Origin of the sequence: Velocimicrobium porci (assembly GCF_009696045.1) — a bacterium.
GTDB classification, from domain to species: domain Bacteria; phylum Bacillota; class Clostridia; order Lachnospirales; family Lachnospiraceae; genus Velocimicrobium; species Velocimicrobium porci.
Genome location: NZ_VUMT01000011.1, coordinates 55,898 through 73,184 on the forward strand (window position 1 = coordinate 55,898; position 17,287 = coordinate 73,184).

Sequence of the window (17,287 nt, forward strand, 5' to 3'; positions counted from 1 at the left end):
CAATATTCTTTGTAACTTAAGAAAAATTATTCATTAAAACCGGAACTGCCAATAAAAGTTTATTTAATTTCAAATTCTTGCTGTCCCATAAAACCTGGTGCAACTTCATATTTATCAAATACAATGACCGGATTTCCTTTTTTATTGATATAAAACTTTACATCTTTACTAATTGTTTCAAATCCGCCCTCTTCTTTGGTAAAATAAGTAAGTTCTTTATTTTTTTCCGTTCTTTCTTTCATCTGGCTTCGAATTGATTGATTTGCTTTCTCAATATAGTCTTTTCCAAGCAACTCTTCTAATGTAATATCCTCTCCTGTATTTAAATTAATATTATAAAAGTAATCGACTGAATATGCACTAGTCCAATCTTCACAGCCACTGATTACAAAAGATACATAGTTTTCTGTCTGGCTCATCACTTTATAATCTACATTAACATGAATATCCTTTTCTTTCCACTCTTCTTCTGTTCCTCCCGTTTCCATAAATGCCTTCTTATACTCTTTGATATCTTCACTTGCACGCTTTACATAGCTTTCTATTTTTTCATCAATTGTCTTATTAATATCATTTATTTTTCTAGAAGTTTCTTCCCTCTTATCTTCAATCGCCGGTACATTGACCGTTGTCGTTTTATCATCATCTTTTTCTTCATAAGATCGTATCGTCAAAATTTTTGCAATTGTTTTAAGAATTGGAACATCTTTAACTGTTTTAGCAAAAGAAGCATTTGTATTTAGAGTAATTGTAAAACATAACATTACAGATGCGGCAGCTAAAACGGAATATCTCCAATAAGGGACTCTAATTTTTACTTCCTTTTGTTTGTGCTGTTCAATTGTTTCTTTTACAACACCTGACAATTCCTCTGGTATCTCAATCTTATCATATATTTTTTTTGCCTCTTCAAACTTTTTCATTCAATCTCCTCCTTCAAGATAGTTTTAAGCTTTTTCAATCCGCTGTATAAACGCGTTTTTACCGTGCTTAAATTTGTTTCTGTTATCGCTGCAATTTCTTTTAATGTCAAATATTCATAATAATGTAAAAGAATCACTGTCTTCTGCTTTTCAGGAAGAATATTAATTGCCTCAAATAAAACTTCCTCCTCTCCATCATAAAATTTTTCTTTGTAAAAGTCCTCGCCCAGTTGTTCCGGTTCACATGGAATTTCTCTTTTTGTTTTTCTTAACTCATTCAGACATTCATGAATTAAAATTTGATAAATCCATGTTTTTGCTGCTCTTTTTTTCCGCAAAGAGTCCTGATTTTCAAGTACTTTAACAATTGTATTTTGTACAATATCAAGTGCAGTTTCTTTATTTTTGACATAACAATAAGCGATACGATAATATTTCTTTTGATTCTCCATAATAAAATCAATCAAATAACTTTGTAGTGTCTGTTTCATTCTGGTACCATTTCTTTTCCTGCCTAAATACAATCGTTGAAATCCGTAGACAGTCATTTCCCTTTCTCTATAAATTTTCTTTCAACATTACCCGATTTGCAAATCATAGATTGTATCTATCTTATAGATGTTTTTAATTTAAAAAAAGTTTGGATTATTCGTTATTTTTTTCTAAAAGCAGTCGATAGCTTTTGTCTACTGCAATCGCCCCGAATGGTGCAGTGACTAATATTGCCACTACTGCTGCCGTTAAAACCTTTTGTCCACATGCAAGATTCATTGCAAGCGGAATACCTCCAATTGCCGCCTGTACTGTCGCTTTTGGTGTATACGCAAGCATGCAAAAAATTCTTTCTTTTTTGGTAAATGAAGTTTTGAACATACAAAAAAGCACACCAATCATTCGCATAAGAAGTGCCAAACAAATAAGCACTAAAAATAAAACTCCTGCCTTTTTTACATATCCAACGTCAACAGTAGCTCCAACAAGAACGAATAAAAGAATTTCCGCCCCAACCCATAAACGGTTATATTTTTGAGAAAGACGCTTTGAAAGAATTGGGTACCACTGATTAATTGCAATTCCCATACTCATAATAGCAAGCAGACCCGAAATTGGAATGATACCTTTTAACTGGTTCTCACATTCTATAAACAGGAAGGAAATACTAAGAATAATAATAATCTTCACCGAATCCCGCATATGTAACATTTTAAAAAATTTTGTAATCAAAAGACCAAAAATTCCTCCAAGTAAAATTCCCATTATAATCGAAACCGGTATTGATGCAAAATTAATTAATTCAATCCCATTCCCCTTAGCCAAACCGGTAAAAGAAGTAAACAGTACAATCACAAATACATCATCAACGGAAGCTCCTGCTAAAATTAGCTGTGGAATACTATGGTTTTTCCCATAGCCCTCTTCCATTATTTTAATCATTCTTGGCACAATAACCGCAGGTGAAACTGCTGCCAGCACACTTCCCATAATTGCCGCCTCAAGTCTTGTCACACCCAATAAATGCGGAGCAAGCAACGTAACGCCTGCAATTTCAAAACACGCTGGAATAAAACACATCAAAACAGCCGGTCTCCCAACCTTCTTTAAATCATCCAAATCCAACGAAAGTCCTGCCCTTGTTAATATAATTACAAGTGCAAGCTGTCTTAAATCAGCTGAAATTGACAAAATAGATTCATCAAGCAGATTAAGCACATGTGGTCCTAAAATAATTCCTGTAAATATCATCCCTAAAAGACTTGGAAGCTTTAGTCTCTCAAATATACTTCCAAGCAAAAGTCCTAATAAAAAAATAAATGCAAGACTTGTTAACATTTTATTTTCCTCCTTAAAATAAAAAAAGCTGACTCCCCCTGTGGTTATCCACAGAAGTCATCAGCATAATTGCGGTTTTGGTGATTACCACCACGGGAGTACTTCATTCCCAACGGATTCAACTATAACAAATTTACTTTTTAATGTCAATCTATTTTTGTGTAAACCAAAACAGCCACTGTCTGTTACCGGACAATGACTGTTCTTATGCTTATACAATTTATAACGATTTCTATTATTTATTCACCAAAAACAGCTTTATAATCTGCCTGGAACTTCGCAATACCCTGATCAGTAAGTGGGTGCTTTGTCATCTGCTCAATTACAGAATATGGAACTGTAGCAATGTCTGCACCTGCTAATGCACAATCTGTTACATGAATTGGATTACGGACGCTTGCTGCAATAATCTCTGTTTCAATACCATGAACCTCGAAAATTTCTGCAATTGTACGAATTAAATCAATACCTGGTGTACTGATATCATCTAAACGTCCTAAGAATGGAGATACATAAGTTGCACCTGCTCTTGCAGCCAATAATGCCTGATTTGCAGAAAATACCAATGTAACATTTGTTTTGATTCCTTCGCTTGCTAAAACTTTTGTTGCTTTTAATCCTTCTACTGTCATAGGAATTTTAACTACCATATTAGGATGAATCTTAGCAATTTCTCTTCCCTCTTGAATCATTCCCTCGGCATCTACTGTAGTTGCCTTTACTTCACCACTAATTGGACCATCTACGATAGACGCAATTTCTGTAATAACTTCTTTAAAATCTCTTCCTTCTTTTGCAATCAAAGATGGATTTGTAGTAACTCCACATATAACACCCATATCATTTGCTTTTTTAATATCCTCTACTTTTGCTGTGTCAACGAAAAATTTCATAATCGAATCCTCCTGCTTTCCTTTTCTGATTGTAAACTTACTGCTTGTTTTTCTATTTTTAAGTTATCAACGTAGTTTTATTATACTACGGAAATTTCCTTTTTCCTAGAGTTTATTAAAAACCATTTTTCCATTTATGTAAAGGTCATTCGTCCGAATCAAGTTACTTTTTTTGTAAATCCAAGAAATTCCTTGTATTTTTCTGCTTTTTAGACTATTATAGTAAAAGAAATTATAGGTCTTAAGCTGTCACCCAGACGGCATATTTCAAAGGTTGAAAGATAAACTGAAAGAAAATAAAAGAAAGGATATATGCATTGCCCTTTCTTTCAGCCTCCTATATGGGCAGTACCAATAAAACAAATTTGGTATGCATGGGTATTAATATGGAATTAGTTACTATTAGAGACCTTTATAGGAATAAAGAAAACTATATCGGTAAAACAATAAAAGTCGGTGGCTGGGTAAGAAGCAACCGTGACTCTAAAACATTTGGCTTCATCGTAATCAACGATGGAACATTTTTTGAAACATTGCAGATTGTGTACGGAGAACAGAAACTTTCTAACTTTGCTGAACTTACAAAATTAAATGTTGGTTCTGCCATTATTGTAGAAGGTGAACTGGTTGAAACTCCACAGGCAAAACAGCCTTTTGAAATTCAGGCAACTGAAATAACAATTGAAGGTGCTTCCAGTGCAGACTATCCTTTACAGAAAAAACGCCATACATTGGAATACCTTAGAACAATCTCTCATTTACGTCCAAGAACAAATACTTACCAGGCAGTATTCCGGATTCGTTCTTTAATTGCATACGCAATTCACACATTTTTCCAGGAACGAAACTTTGTATATGTACACACACCATTAATTACCGGAAGTGACTGTGAAGGTGCAGGTGAAATGTTCCGTGTAACAACACTCGATATGGATAATCTTCCTACAAAAGAAGATGGTACTGTAGACTTTTCAAAAGATTTCTTTGGAAAAGAAACAAATCTGACGGTAAGTGGTCAGCTAAATGGTGAAACTTATGCTCAGGCATTTCGAAATATCTATACATTTGGTCCTACATTCCGTGCGGAAAATTCAAACACAACAAGACATGCTGCAGAATTCTGGATGATTGAGCCGGAAATTGCTTTTGCTGACCTGCAAGATGATATGATTTTAGCAGAGAATATGTTAAAATTTGTAATTAATTATGTTTTGGAACATGCTCCGGAAGAAATGAACTTCTTAAATCAATTTATCGACAAAGGATTGATTGAACGTCTTCAACATGTTGCTAATTCTGATTTTGGTCATGTAACTTATACAGAAGCAGTTGAGCTCTTAGAAAAGAACAACGATAATTTTGATTACAAAGTTTCATGGGGTTGTGACTTACAAACCGAACATGAACGTTATTTGACAGAACAGATCTTCAAAAAACCTGTTTTTGTTACTGACTATCCAAAGGAAATCAAGGCATTCTATATGAAAATGAATGACGATAATAAAACGGTTGCTGCTATGGACCTTCTTGTACCAGGTATCGGTGAAATCATTGGTGGAAGCCAAAGAGAAGATGATTATGATAAATTATTATCCCGTATGAATGAATTGGGATTAAAACCAGAGGATTATGATTTCTATTTAGACCTTAGAAAATATGGTTCTACAAGACATGCCGGATTCGGTCTTGGATTCGAACGCTGTGTTATGTATTTAACCGGAATGGGCAATATCCGCGATGTAATCCCATTCCCTAGAACAGTAAATAATTGTGACCTATAAAAATCGTTGTTAAAATAAGTTCAAAACAAACAAAAGGCAGGATACCTTCCTCATTATAGGAACATATCCTGCCTTTTTTATCAATTCCCCAGCTGAATCTTATCCCACAACTTCGTTCCAATTGTCACCTCATATTGTTTTGACCATTTCTTATATTTTTTCCGAAACAACTTATCCTGATTTTTTTGGATTATTTCTTCTTTTTTAGCAGTTGTGGCATCTTCGTCATTATCATCGACACAATATAAGATATAAAATCCATTCTCTCCCTGTATCAAGTTACTCAATTGACCTTTCTTTAATTGAAATGCCTGTTCTCCAAAATCAGCTGGCATATTATTTTTTCCGAACGTTAGATCCACCGAATCAGCGTCTGTATTTGATTCCGCCAAGGCATAAAAACTAGAAGCATCTTTCGCCTGTTTATAAAGACTTTTTGCTTTCTTTTTTGCAGCATTTCTTTCTTCTTGGTTCATTTCTACCTTATTTCCATTCTTGTCAGTGCCTTTTGTCATAACCATAAGATATTGAATTGTAATCTGTTTTGCCTCTTCATCTGAAATTGTAGTATCCACTTCATTTGTTGCAATGTCATACATCTTCTGGGCAAGAAGATGCTCCTCCATGATGGAAGTCATTGTTTTTTCACTTAACAGATACACTTCTTTCTCTTTATCTGTTACATTTTTCATAAACTCGATTGCATTTAGCTTTGCTTCTTCCTTTTCGTCATCATCCAACGCAATCTGCTGTTTGTTAGCTTCCTGTGCAATCACTTTTAATTGTGTAATCTCTTTGATTACCTGCTCTTTCGCATAATCACCAAATGTTTGTCCTTCCTCTATTTGAAAATCCCATATATTTCCGCTCATACTTGGCTCATATTGCTTTTTTAACATATAAATATAAGCAAAGGTCTCCTCATAGGATACACTTTCTTCGCCAACAGACATTAAAACTTCTTTTGATTCCTCTTCTAACTCTTTTTTATCAATCTTTTTCGTATTACTCTCACTCTCACAGCCACTGACTACCATTGCCATAAGCCCTAACGTACAACCAAATAAAACAAGCTTTTTCTTCCAATTTTTCATTTTTTATACCCATCCATGTCTTTCTATTTCAAGCTGCCAAATTAGGCTCACTCAAAATCTATTTATCCTCATATATCTCATTTAGTTTCTAATTTCGCTGCTCTAACATAACAGACGACTCATTTTCTTTAGTATAATAGATTTCATTTATACAAGCAACTGCTTTATATCCTCAATCAATTTCTTCATTCGCTCAAAAAAATCATATGGCTCTAACTTGTATTTTTTATTTTTCCCTGCCAAGTTATAAATAAAATATGGAACTGTCTCCGGCAAAAACTTTAATGCTCCATCATATTTCTCAAGAAGTGCCGGAATCCGGTTAATATCGACATTTGCTTTGTTATACATAAAAAACTTAACCTCATAACCCCTATGGATTACCTGAACAATATATGCCTTATGGGCTAATGCCTTTATAAATGCGATATTCAATAAATTGTTCACCGAAGATGGCAGCTCTCCAAAACGGTCCATAAGCTCTTCCTGCATATCTAAGAGTTCCTCTTCTGTTTCAATTCCTGCAATCCGCTTATACATATCCAGTTTCTGAAATTCACTTTTAATATAAGTTGGCGGAATATACGCACTCATATCAATATCAACTGTTGTTTCAAATTCCTCTGTAATGACAGTTTCTCCCTTTAACGCCTTTACTGCCTCATTTAACATTTTACAATATAAATCATATCCCACTGCCTCCATATGACCATGTTGCTTTGCACCCAGCAGGTTCCCGGCTCCTCGAATCTCTAAATCCCGCATCGCAATCTTAAAGCCACTTCCAAGCTCTGTAAATTCTTTAATTGCCTGCAGACGTTTTTCAGCAGCCTCTTTTAACATCTTATCCCTTTTATACATAAGAAACGCATAAGCCGTACGGTTTGAACGTCCAACTCTTCCTCTAAGCTGATAAAGCTGTGATAAGCCAAGACGGTCTGCATCTTCAATAATCATTGTATTTACATTTGATATATCAAGCCCGGTTTCTATAATCGTAGTAGATACTAATACATCAATCTCTCCATTGATAAATTCAAACATAATCTTTTCCAATTCACGTTCACTCATCTGCCCATGTGCAAAAGAAACATTGGCATCTGGCACTAAATTAGAAATCATTAATGCAACTTCATCGATATTGTTTACTCTGTTATAGACATAATAAACCTGACCGCCCCTTGCCAGTTCACGATTAATTGCCTCTCTTATTATCTCTTCATTGTGTTCTAAAACATAAGTCTGTATCGGAATCCTGTCAACCGGAGGCTCTTCCAAAACACTCATATCACGTATTCCGACAAGACTCATATGAAGTGTTCTTGGAATCGGAGTGGCTGACAAAGTTAAAACGTCCACATCGCCTTTTAACTGCTTAATTTTTTCCTTGTGTTTTACGCCAAAACGTTGCTCTTCATCTACAATCAATAATCCTAAATCTTTAAAGACAACGTCCTTTGACAAAACTCTGTGTGTTCCGATAATAATATCTAACTGCCCTTTTTTCAGACGCTCAATTGCTTTTTTTTGTTGCGCAGGAGTCCGAAATCTTGAAAGCATATCAACGCTAATCGGAAAATCTTTCATTCTCTGGGAAAATGTATTGTAATGCTGCTGGGCTAAAATCGTTGTAGGTACTAAAAATACAACCTGCTTCCCGTCCGACACCGCTTTAAAAGCAGCTCGAATTGCAATCTCTGTCTTACCGTAACCAACATCTCCACAAATAAGACGATCCATAATCTTTCTGCTTTCCATGTCTTTTTTGGTAGCTTCAATTGCTGTAAGCTGGTCATCCGTTTCCTGATACGGAAACATTTCCTCAAACTCTCTTTGCCAAACTGTATCCTCACTAAACTGATAGCCTTCCTGCTGCTGTCGTTTTGCATATAATTCAACCAAATCTTTCGCAACTTCTTCCACAGCACCACGAACTTTTTTCTTCGTATTTTTCCATTCGATTGAATTTAACTTATTCAATTTTGGTTTTTTTGCTTCCGCACTTGCATATTTTTGTAGCACTTCAAGACCTGTTGCAAGTACATACAACACGCCTCCTTTTGCATACTCAATCTTTACATAATCTTTTGTAACCTGATCAACTTCAATTTTCTCAATTCCGCGATAGATTCCAAGACCATGATTTTCATGCACAACATAATCTCCTACATTCAAATCGGTAAAGCTCTGAACCTTTGTCCCCTCATAAGTTGTCTTCTTCTTTCGTTTTTTCTTTTTTTCTGCTCCAAAAATATCACTTTCTGAAATAAAAACAAACTTAATGAGCGGATAGTCAAAACCACGGTGAAGTTGTCCATAAGTGACCATTATCTCACCACTTTGCAATTCTTTTTCCAAGTCTTCACTATAATAAGAGTTTAAGTCATACTCTCTTAAATTTTCACTTAGACGTCTTGCCCTTGTTCTGGAACCTGAAATTAAAAGAATCCGGTATCCTCTTTTTTTCCATTCTTCAATGTCTTTTACAAGAATCTCAAAATTATTGTTATATGGATTTACGGATTTTACCATGAAATCACACTTTGTCTTTGCCACAAAGTCCTTTAACTTATAATCCATCATACTCATCAAAACAAGACGTTTGCTGTTTAATTTTGCAAATAATTCCTTATGCTCATGAATAACTTCAACCTGTCCCGGCAAAATATATCCCTTTTCAATACGTCCTGCCATGCTCTCTCTAAACTCTAATTCAACAGCCTCCGCATGCTCTTTTACTCTGCTCGGTTCATCAAGAAAAAAGACCGCATTATCCTTTGTAAAATAATCGAAAAAGCTTACTGTTTTATCATAAAAGTAACGGATATAGCTCTCCATTCCCATTGAGCCGCTATAAATATCCATTGTTTCCTTAAACTCCTCTATAATCCCTTTAATACGCCGTATCTCATCAAGCTTTTTCTGTTCTCTTAACTGGACAATATAAGTCTCTTTATCCTTTTCAATCCGTTTTAACCCTTCTATTACAGTATCTTCATCCATAATAATTTCAGAAGCAGGATAAATCATTAACTCCGAAACCTGTTCAATGGAACGCTGGCTTTCAACGTCAAAGGAACGTATCGTATCAACCTCATCGTCCCATAATTCAATTCGATAAGGACATTCCTCTGTCAAAGGAAAAATGTCTATAATACCTCCACGTACTGCAAATTCTCCCGGTCCTTCGACTTGTCCTGTCCGTTCATAACCTAATCGAACCATTTGACCTTTTAATTTATCTAAATCTAAAATATCCGCTTCTTTTATATGAATTCTTTTTTCCTTCATAAAGTTTAGCGGAAGGACACGATCCATTCCACCCGCAATTGTCATAATTATGGTTGCAGGTTCACCTTCCATTAAACGTTTTAAAATTCGAAGCCGTTCTCTTATTATCGCATTTCCATGAATATCAGCACTATAAAAAATAACATCTTTCGAAGGATACAAGTAAACATTTTTATCATAAAGCTTATAATCTTCGTATATTTCTTTCGCTTTTAAATCATTATGGGTGATAATAATCCGATAAGGATACGAATTACTCATACCATAAATCAAATGACATTTTTGTGAGTCAATACACCCCGTAATGTGTACAGGAGTGTTCCCAATATCCACATTCTTTTGTGCTTCATTAAATTCATTTAATTCTCTTAATGGGGCTAAAAAAGTGTTCAAATTCTCCACTCCTCACTATTCTTTGTCAAAATTTATTTTCTTGTTAAATTCATTCATTGCTGCTTCGATTCCATCAGACATAATTGTCTTACAAGCCTGGGAGGCACGCTTTAGTCCCTCTCTTACAAGTGGTTCTTCTTCTCTTGGAAAACGTCCTAACACATAGTCAGCCAAATCCCAGCCCTTCGGTTTGTCCCCTACACCAACACGAACCCTTTGAAATTCCTGTGTTCCCAAATGAGAAATTATACTTTTAATTCCATTATGACCACCTGCGCTTCCTTTTGGTCGAACCCTCAACTGCCCTACATCCAGGCTAATGTCATCGTAAACAATAATTAATTCATCCAGCCCGATTTTATAATAATCAACCAGTTCCCGAACACTTTCACCGCTCAGATTCATATAAGTCTGAGGCTGTGCCAAAATAACTTTTTGTCCTTCTATATATCCTTTTCCACAAATGGCTTTATGTTTTTTTAAGTCTAATGGTATATTATAATCATCCGAAATTCTCGTTATGACATCAAATCCAATATTATGTCTTGTCCCGGCATACTGTTCTGTCGGATTTCCTAAACCTACAATGATATACATATTAATTTTCCTTCCATTTCAAATTAATTTTTCCTGTTTTATTATACTTTTTTCCGAAATCTTGTGCAATAACTAAAAAATCATAAAATATCAAATCTATAAATACTACTTGCCTTAAAATATGTTATAATGTAAACTATATTAGTTAAGTTAATTGATGGTAAAAGGCGGTTATCCAATGAAGAATAAAAGTAAAAACAATATTTTAATACAGGCTACTGTCCTTACAGTTGCGGGTATCTTAGTCCGAATTATTGGAATATTATATAGAAGTCCTCTAACTAGTATCATCAGTGATGAGGGTAATGGAATCTACAGTTCTGCTTACAACATTTACACAATGATACTGCTTATTTCATCTTATAGTATTCCATCCGCAATTTCAAAGGTAATTTCATCACGATTAGCACTTCATCAATATAAAAATGCTCACCGTGTTTTTCAATGTTCACTTATTTATGTCGTTGTCGTCGGCAGCTTAGCAAGTTTATTTACATTTGTATGTGCACCATTTTTAGTAAGCTCAAATGCTGTTATTCCTTTAAGAATTCTTGCACCAACAATCTTTTTCTCCGGATTGCTAGGTGCCTTCCGGGGATACTTTCAAGCTTACAATTCAATGGTCCAGACATCTATCTCTCAGATACTTGAACAGCTAATCAATGCAATTGTCAGCATTACTGCCGCTTATTACTTTACAAGACCACTTGCGAATACTTCAAAAGAATCACTGATTCCATTATATGGTGCTTCCGGAAGTGCCTTAGGAACAATATCCGGTGTTCTTGTCGCATTGCTTTTTATATTATTTGTATACCATTTAAACCATAATTTTTTTAAACATAGAATAGATAAGGACATAAAATCCGTCCCTGAATCTTATTCGAAAATATTTAAGACAACCATATTACTTGTTACACCTGTAATATTCAGTACATTTATTTATAATATAACTCCTACCTTGGACATGAAGTTTTATTATAAAATATCCATGGATGTAAAACATTTAACCCAGTCTGTAACAACTTCCAATTATGGTATTTTTGCCGGAAAATATACTGTTATTATGAATATTCCAATCGCATTTGCTTCTGCTATGTCTTCTGCCATGATTCCAAGTATCTCAGCAAGTTTCGCAAAAGATGACATCGAAGAAACAAAAGCAAAAATTTCACAATCCATACGCTCTACAATGATTATTGCATTTCCATGTGCCGTTGGAATGTCTGTATTAGCTTACCCAATTGTTTCTTTACTATTTCCACAAAAAGAATCCATTGATATGGCAAGCTCTTTATTAAGATATGGTGGAATCAGCGTTATTTTTTATTCCCTTTCAACATTAACAAATGCCGTACTTCAAGGAATTGGAAAAGTAAATATTCCGGTGAAAAACGCAATTGTTGCTTTAATCATCCATTTAGCAGTACTAATACCCCTTCTAAATTATACAGATTTAGATTTATATGCTTTATTATTAGGAACAATACTTTATTCTTTAATTATGTGCATTTTAAATGGGCTCTCCGTTAAGAAATGTCTTGGTTACGTACAGGATATTCAAAAAACTTTTCTGATACCGGGCGTTGCTTCTGTTATTATGGGAATTGGTACTTGGGCTTCTTACTATGTAACTCATTTGCTCTTAAAAAGCAATATACTAAGCTTATGCGTTTCGATTCCATTATCGGCAGTTTTATACTTCTGTATTGTTCTGCTTTTAAAGGGCGTAACCGAGGAAGAATTAAAAACCTTCCCAAAAGGCACTCTTCTAATTCGTATCGCAAAAAAAGCACATTTAATGTAATTTTCGTAATCCAAAAAGAGCTACCGCAAAATATTATATTACTTATACTTTGCAGTAGCCCTTTTTTCAATTGCTTCTATTTAGCAAATCAAATTCCTATTCTTCCTGTTCCTGCTTCTCCTCCAATGCCTTCTCATAATATTCCAAAATAGTCTTTTGAATTTGTTCTCTTGTTTCAGAATTAATTGGATGAGCAATATCACGATACTCACCATCACCAGCACGTCTGCTAGGCATTGCTATGAACAATCCCTTGTCACCTTCAATTACCTTAATATCATGAACTACAAATACATCATCAAATGTAATTGAAACGACTGCCTTCATTTTTCCTTCTTTGGTTACTTTTCTGACTCTCACATCTGTGATCTGCATTTCGCATAAACCCCCTTGTCTGTCTTCTACATTGTCTGCCTATTACATCATGTTTTTTCATTCTGGTCACAATTACAACACATATCTTTCATTTTTTTCAACAACAACTTTAATATTATTCGGTTCCCCGATATAAGTTGTATTCGCACGTATCGTATCTCTACTTTCTACGATACAGTTTTCAATATGCGTATTGTCACCTATGTAAACATCATTCAATATAATTGAATTCTTAATCACACAGTTATTTCCAATATAGACTTCACGGAACAATACAGAATTTTCTACCTGACCATTAATAATACATCCACTGGAAACTAAACTGTTTTTCACACTCGCTCCGGCATTATACTTTGCAGGAGGCAAATCAAGTACTTTCGAATATACATCCGGATACTGATTGAAGAAATAATCCCTTACTTCTTTCTTCAAGAAATCCATATTGGTTCTATAATACGAATCAACAGATGCAATATTACTCCAGTAAGTTTTCAATTCATATGCATAAATTTTTTTCAAAGAACGATAACGAATTAAAATATCCCTTACAAAATCAAATCGCTCCTCCTGCATACTTTTTTCTATCAGTTCAATCAACTGTCTTCTTCGAATAACATAGATACCAGTCGATATTACCTCGTTATTCGTCACAATTGGCTTCTCTTCAAATTCGATAATTCTTCCATCACTATTTGTCACTACCGTTCCAAACCTGCTTGGATCTTCTCCCTGTGGCAGTTTTGTTGTAACAACTGTAATATCTGCTCTTTTTGCAATATGGTAACTTAATATATCATTAAAGTCCATTTTATAAACGCAATCACCAGATGCAATTACAACATAAGGTTCATGACTATTTTTCAAAAAGTCAAGATTCTGTGCAAGCGCATCTGCTGTTCCACGATACCAAAAACCATTGTCGGCTGTAATCGTCGGTGTAAACACAAATAAACCGCCCTGCTTTCTTCCAAAATCCCACCATTTTGAAGAATTCAAGTGTTCATTTAATGATTTCGCATTATATTGTGTAAATACCGCAACTTTTTGAATATGAGAGTTTGACATACTGCTAAGTACAAAGTCAATTCCACGAAAACCACCTGCAACCGGCATAGCCGCAGTTGCTCTCTTTTTTGCTAAATCTCCCATCCGATTACTGTTTCCGCCTGCCAACACAATTCCTATTGCTCTCATAATCTGTCACCCGCCTTACTTATAGTTTCACCGCTTTCTAATATACCATTTGGATAATCCGATAGTTCTGTTACTCCCGAGATTGCTGTATTCTTGCCTATCTTTACTCCGTCCGGAATCATGGACCGTTCTCCAATTGTCACTAAGCCAAACTCATAGATATCCGGCTTTAATTTATTCGGAACTTCCTCTCCTATGCCTAATACACAATCTTTACCGATTACTACATTTTCAGCAACAATTGACTTGTCCACAACCGTTCTGTCCCCAATTGTGGCATTATTCATTATAATTGAGTTTCGGATAACAGCACCTTCTCCGATTGTAACCCCTGATCCAATCACTGAATTATGTACTTCTCCATAAATTTCGGATTCCTCTCCGATAATTGCACGATCTATCACTGAACTTGAGGAAATATATTGTGGTGGAATTTTGTCACTTTTTGTATATATTTTCCAGAATTCTTCATATAAATTAAATTCCGGAACAATATCAATTAGTTCCATATTAGACTCCCAATAGGAACCTAAAGTTCCAACATCTTTCCAATAACCATTATATTCATAGGCAAATACACGATCCCCTCTTTCATGACAATAAGGAATAATATGCTTGCCAAAATCACAAGATGGTTGATCTTTTAATGTAATCAACGCTTCCTTTAATACTGGCCAAGAGAAAATATAAATCCCCATCGAAGCTAAATTACTTCTAGGGTTGGCAGGTTTTTCTTCAAATTCTAAAATTCTTCGATTTTCATCCGTAATCACTACACCAAAACGACTTGCCTCTTCCATAGGAACTGGAATTGTAGCCAATGTTACATCTGCTTTATTTGCCTTATGGAATTTCAGCATGACTTCATAATCCATCTTATAAATATGGTCACCGCCTAATATCAACACATAGTCCGGATTATAATATTCCATATACTCCATATTCTGATAGATAGCATTCGCTGTTCCTGTATACCATTGGCTGTCTGTACTTCGCTCATATGGAGGAAGAATCGAAACACCACCAATATTACGATCCAAATCCCAAGGAATTCCTATTCCAATATGTGTATTCAGTCGAAGTGGCTGGTATTGTGTTAATACCCCTACTGTATCAACACCAGAGTTAATACAATTACTCAATGCAAAATCAATAATTCTATACTTTCCACCAAATGCTACTGCTGGTTTTGCAATCTGAGAAGTTAAAACCCCCAGTCTGGAACCCTGACCTCCAGCAAGAAGCATCGCAATCATCTCTTTTTTTATCATGCAATCTCCTCCTGTCAATTTAATAACTTAATTATACCATCCTTTCTAGTAAAATGGAATTGTTTTTGCTGATTTTTTTTCAAATTTCTTTTCTTTTTTTGACAATTCATTCAAAATCGATATTTTTTCAAAGAACCCAACATTTTCCGCAAAATTATGACAACTCGTCTATCTCTTCCATTGAATATTCACTATCATAAATAAAAGGAGTTTTTAAATTTATTATTTGTTTTTTTCATAGAAATGGTTATAATAACAATATAAAACAATGATAGGATGTGTCTTTTAATATGTATAAAATCGATTTTAATAAACCAATTCACGTACATTTTATGGGTATTGGCGGAATTAGCATGAGCGGTTTTGCTGAACTGTTACATACAATGGGTTTTACAATTACCGGCTCTGATTCCAAAGAAACCAAAATTACAAAACATTTAGAAAGTCTTGGTATTTCTATAATATACGAACAAGCAGCATCAAATATTACAAAAGATATTGATCTTGTTGTATATACAGCCGCAATTCATCCGGACAACGAAGAATATGCCGCATGTGTAAGTATGGGTATTCCTATGATGGATCGTGCCGAAATGGTTGGTCAGGTAATGAAAAACTATAAATCCGCAATTGCTGTGTCGGGTACACATGGAAAAACCACAACAACATCTATGATTTCCCATATCATGCTTGCTGCCAACCTAGATCCAACGATTTCTGTCGGAGGAATTTTAAAGGCAATTGATGGTAATATAAGAATTGGTAAATCCGATAATTTCATTACTGAAGCCTGCGAATATACAAATAGCTTTTTAAAATTCAATCCAACAATTGGTATTATTCTTAATATTGAAGCAGAGCATTTAGACTTTTTCAAAGATTTAAACGATATCCGCAATTCATTCCACAAGTTTGCAGAACGGCTACCAGAATCTGGTCTATTAGTGATTAATGGTTCCATTTCGAATTATTCAGAAATTACAGACGGACTTTCTTGTCAGGTTGTTACTTATAGCATTGATAATCCAAGCTGTAACATCTATGCTGATAATATTTCCTTTAATGAAAAAGGATTCGGCAGTTTTGACCTTATTGTAAATAAAGAAAATAAAGGTCGTATCGAGCTAAATGTCGTAGGAATTCATAATATCTCCAACGCATTAGCAGCCATTGCGGTTGGGCTTAATTTCCATATTTCAATCGAAACAATCCAAAATGGGCTTTCCGGCTTTTTTGGAACCGACCGTCGTTTTCAATATAAAGGAACAATCGGCGGAGTAACTATCATCGATGACTATGCACACCATCCAACTGAAATTGCAGCAACGTTGTCTTCTGTAAAGAACATCTCCTGCAAAACTACCTGGTGTGTATTTCAGCCACATACTTATTCAAGAACAAAAGCATTTTTAAAAGATTTCGCAAAAGCTTTATCTCTAGCCGATAAAATTGTTTTAGCAGATATCTATGCTGCAAGGGAAACAGACACTGGAGAGATTTCCTCTTTAGACCTAAAACGTGAATTAGAAACATTAGGAAAAGAAGTATACTATTTTCCTTCTTTTGACGAAATTGAAAACTTTTTATTAGAAAATTGTATTAACGGTGATTTGTTGATAACTATGGGTGCAGGAGATATTGTAGCTGTAGGAGAATCCCTGCTTGGGAACTAATTATCCACACTATCCACATTCTTATCCACTTTTTATTTTGATAAGAATGTGGATTTTTTCTATTTTTTCCCTCTTAATATAACTTTGCTTGTCCCTACAATATCAAGGTTTTCCATTCCTATCCGCTTAGTTATCCACATTATCCACATTTTTTCAATTTTTTGT

13 protein-coding genes and 1 riboswitch are annotated in these 17,287 nt (G+C 34.7%); of the genes, 3 read left to right on the forward strand and 10 right to left on the reverse strand.

What is annotated here, in order from left to right; translation table 11 throughout:
• Positions 1-59: 59 nt before the first annotated feature.
• The 4 genes from FYJ58_RS08655 to fsa all read right to left on the reverse strand — a co-directional run bounded on the left by FYJ58_RS08655 (position 60) and on the right by fsa (position 3,646).
• The gene (locus FYJ58_RS08655) at positions 60-923 is read right to left on the reverse strand and encodes an RsiV family protein (RefSeq protein ID WP_154519338.1); all 864 of its coding nucleotides are present in this window, start codon (positions 921-923) and stop codon (positions 60-62) included.
• Positions 920-1,471: an RNA polymerase sigma factor gene (locus FYJ58_RS08660; protein ID WP_235912603.1), complete on the reverse strand. Its 552-nt coding sequence runs from the start codon at positions 1,469-1,471 to the stop codon at positions 920-922. Before FYJ58_RS08660 ends, FYJ58_RS08655 begins: the two co-directional genes overlap by 4 nt.
• A gap of 97 nt (positions 1,472-1,568) precedes the next feature.
• Positions 1,569-2,753 carry a cation:proton antiporter gene (locus tag FYJ58_RS08665; protein ID WP_154519339.1) on the reverse strand — a complete coding sequence of 395 codons (1,185 nt, stop codon included), beginning with the start codon at positions 2,751-2,753 and terminating at the stop codon, positions 1,569-1,571.
• A gap of 44 nt (positions 2,754-2,797) precedes the next feature.
• Positions 2,798-2,873: riboswitch (Fluoride riboswitch) on the reverse strand.
• A gap of 119 nt (positions 2,874-2,992) precedes the next feature.
• Entirely contained in the window at positions 2,993-3,646 is a 654-nt protein-coding gene (fsa, locus tag FYJ58_RS08670) for a fructose-6-phosphate aldolase (RefSeq protein ID WP_154519340.1), read from the reverse strand.
• A gap of 386 nt (positions 3,647-4,032) precedes the next feature.
• On the opposite strand from fsa, the gene asnS reads away from it, so the two are divergent.
• Complete coding sequence (gene asnS, locus FYJ58_RS08675) at positions 4,033-5,427, forward strand: asparagine--tRNA ligase (RefSeq protein ID WP_154519341.1); 1,395 nt, start codon at positions 4,033-4,035, stop codon at positions 5,425-5,427.
• A gap of 80 nt (positions 5,428-5,507) precedes the next feature.
• On the opposite strand, the gene FYJ58_RS08680 is transcribed toward asnS, so the two are convergent.
• The 3 genes from FYJ58_RS08680 to pth all read right to left on the reverse strand — a co-directional run bounded on the left by FYJ58_RS08680 (position 5,508) and on the right by pth (position 10,802).
• Complete coding sequence (locus FYJ58_RS08680) at positions 5,508-6,521, reverse strand: peptidylprolyl isomerase (protein ID WP_154519342.1); 1,014 nt, start codon at positions 6,519-6,521, stop codon at positions 5,508-5,510.
• 147 nt (positions 6,522-6,668) lie between these two features.
• The gene (mfd, locus tag FYJ58_RS08685; protein ID WP_154519343.1) at positions 6,669-10,205 is read right to left on the reverse strand and encodes a transcription-repair coupling factor; all 3,537 of its coding nucleotides are present in this window, start codon (positions 10,203-10,205) and stop codon (positions 6,669-6,671) included.
• A gap of 15 nt (positions 10,206-10,220) precedes the next feature.
• Positions 10,221-10,802 carry an aminoacyl-tRNA hydrolase gene (pth, locus tag FYJ58_RS08690; protein ID WP_154519344.1) on the reverse strand — a complete coding sequence of 194 codons (582 nt, stop codon included), beginning with the start codon at positions 10,800-10,802 and terminating at the stop codon, positions 10,221-10,223.
• A 178-nt stretch (positions 10,803-10,980) separates the two neighbouring features.
• Here pth and FYJ58_RS08695 point away from each other — a divergent pair, with 178 nt between their 5' ends.
• A complete protein-coding gene (locus FYJ58_RS08695; RefSeq protein ID WP_154519345.1) occupies positions 10,981-12,609 on the forward strand; it encodes a putative polysaccharide biosynthesis protein in 1,629 nt (542 codons plus the stop codon).
• Between the two features lie 96 nt (positions 12,610-12,705).
• On the opposite strand, the gene spoVG is transcribed toward FYJ58_RS08695, so the two are convergent.
• The 3 genes from spoVG to FYJ58_RS08710 form a co-directional block, all read right to left on the reverse strand.
• Positions 12,706-12,984: a septation regulator SpoVG gene (gene spoVG, locus FYJ58_RS08700; RefSeq protein WP_154519346.1), complete on the reverse strand. Its 279-nt coding sequence runs from the start codon at positions 12,982-12,984 to the stop codon at positions 12,706-12,708.
• 72 nt (positions 12,985-13,056) lie between these two features.
• Complete coding sequence (gene glgD, locus FYJ58_RS08705) at positions 13,057-14,178, reverse strand: glucose-1-phosphate adenylyltransferase subunit GlgD (protein WP_154519347.1); 1,122 nt, start codon at positions 14,176-14,178, stop codon at positions 13,057-13,059.
• The gene (locus tag FYJ58_RS08710; protein ID WP_154519348.1) at positions 14,175-15,449 is read right to left on the reverse strand and encodes a glucose-1-phosphate adenylyltransferase; all 1,275 of its coding nucleotides are present in this window, start codon (positions 15,447-15,449) and stop codon (positions 14,175-14,177) included. The genes glgD and FYJ58_RS08710 overlap by 4 nt, the downstream gene beginning before the upstream one ends.
• A gap of 290 nt (positions 15,450-15,739) precedes the next feature.
• Between FYJ58_RS08710 and murC the strand changes: the two genes are divergently transcribed.
• On the forward strand, positions 15,740-17,122 hold the full coding sequence (gene murC / locus FYJ58_RS08715) for a UDP-N-acetylmuramate--L-alanine ligase (protein WP_154519349.1): 1,383 nt from the start codon (positions 15,740-15,742) through the stop codon (positions 17,120-17,122).
• The last annotated feature ends 165 nt before the right edge of the window (positions 17,123-17,287 follow it).

Bases quoted from the DNA above. Each gene is read 5' to 3' on its own strand.
- FYJ58_RS08655 (WP_154519338.1), bottom strand. From the start codon at position 923: ATGAAAAAGTTTGAAGAGGCAAAAAAAATATATGATAAGATTGAGATA.
- FYJ58_RS08660 (WP_235912603.1), bottom strand. From the start codon at position 1,471: ATGACTGTCTACGGATTTCAACGATTGTATTTAGGCAGGAAAAGAAAT.
- FYJ58_RS08665 (WP_154519339.1), bottom strand. From the start codon at position 2,753: ATGTTAACAAGTCTTGCATTTATTTTTTTATTAGGACTTTTGCTTGGA.
- fsa (WP_154519340.1), bottom strand. From the start codon at position 3,646: ATGAAATTTTTCGTTGACACAGCAAAAGTAGAGGATATTAAAAAAGCA.
- asnS (WP_154519341.1), top strand. From the start codon at position 4,033: ATGGAATTAGTTACTATTAGAGACCTTTATAGGAATAAAGAAAACTAT.
- FYJ58_RS08680 (WP_154519342.1), bottom strand. From the start codon at position 6,521: ATGAAAAATTGGAAGAAAAAGCTTGTTTTATTTGGTTGTACGTTAGGG.
- pth (WP_154519344.1), bottom strand. From the start codon at position 10,802: ATGTATATCATTGTAGGTTTAGGAAATCCGACAGAACAGTATGCCGGG.
- FYJ58_RS08695 (WP_154519345.1), top strand. From the start codon at position 10,981: ATGAAGAATAAAAGTAAAAACAATATTTTAATACAGGCTACTGTCCTT.
- spoVG (WP_154519346.1), bottom strand. From the start codon at position 12,984: ATGCAGATCACAGATGTGAGAGTCAGAAAAGTAACCAAAGAAGGAAAA.
- glgD (WP_154519347.1), bottom strand. From the start codon at position 14,178: ATGAGAGCAATAGGAATTGTGTTGGCAGGCGGAAACAGTAATCGGATG.
- FYJ58_RS08710 (WP_154519348.1), bottom strand. From the start codon at position 15,449: ATGATAAAAAAAGAGATGATTGCGATGCTTCTTGCTGGAGGTCAGGGT.
- murC (WP_154519349.1), top strand. From the start codon at position 15,740: ATGTATAAAATCGATTTTAATAAACCAATTCACGTACATTTTATGGGT.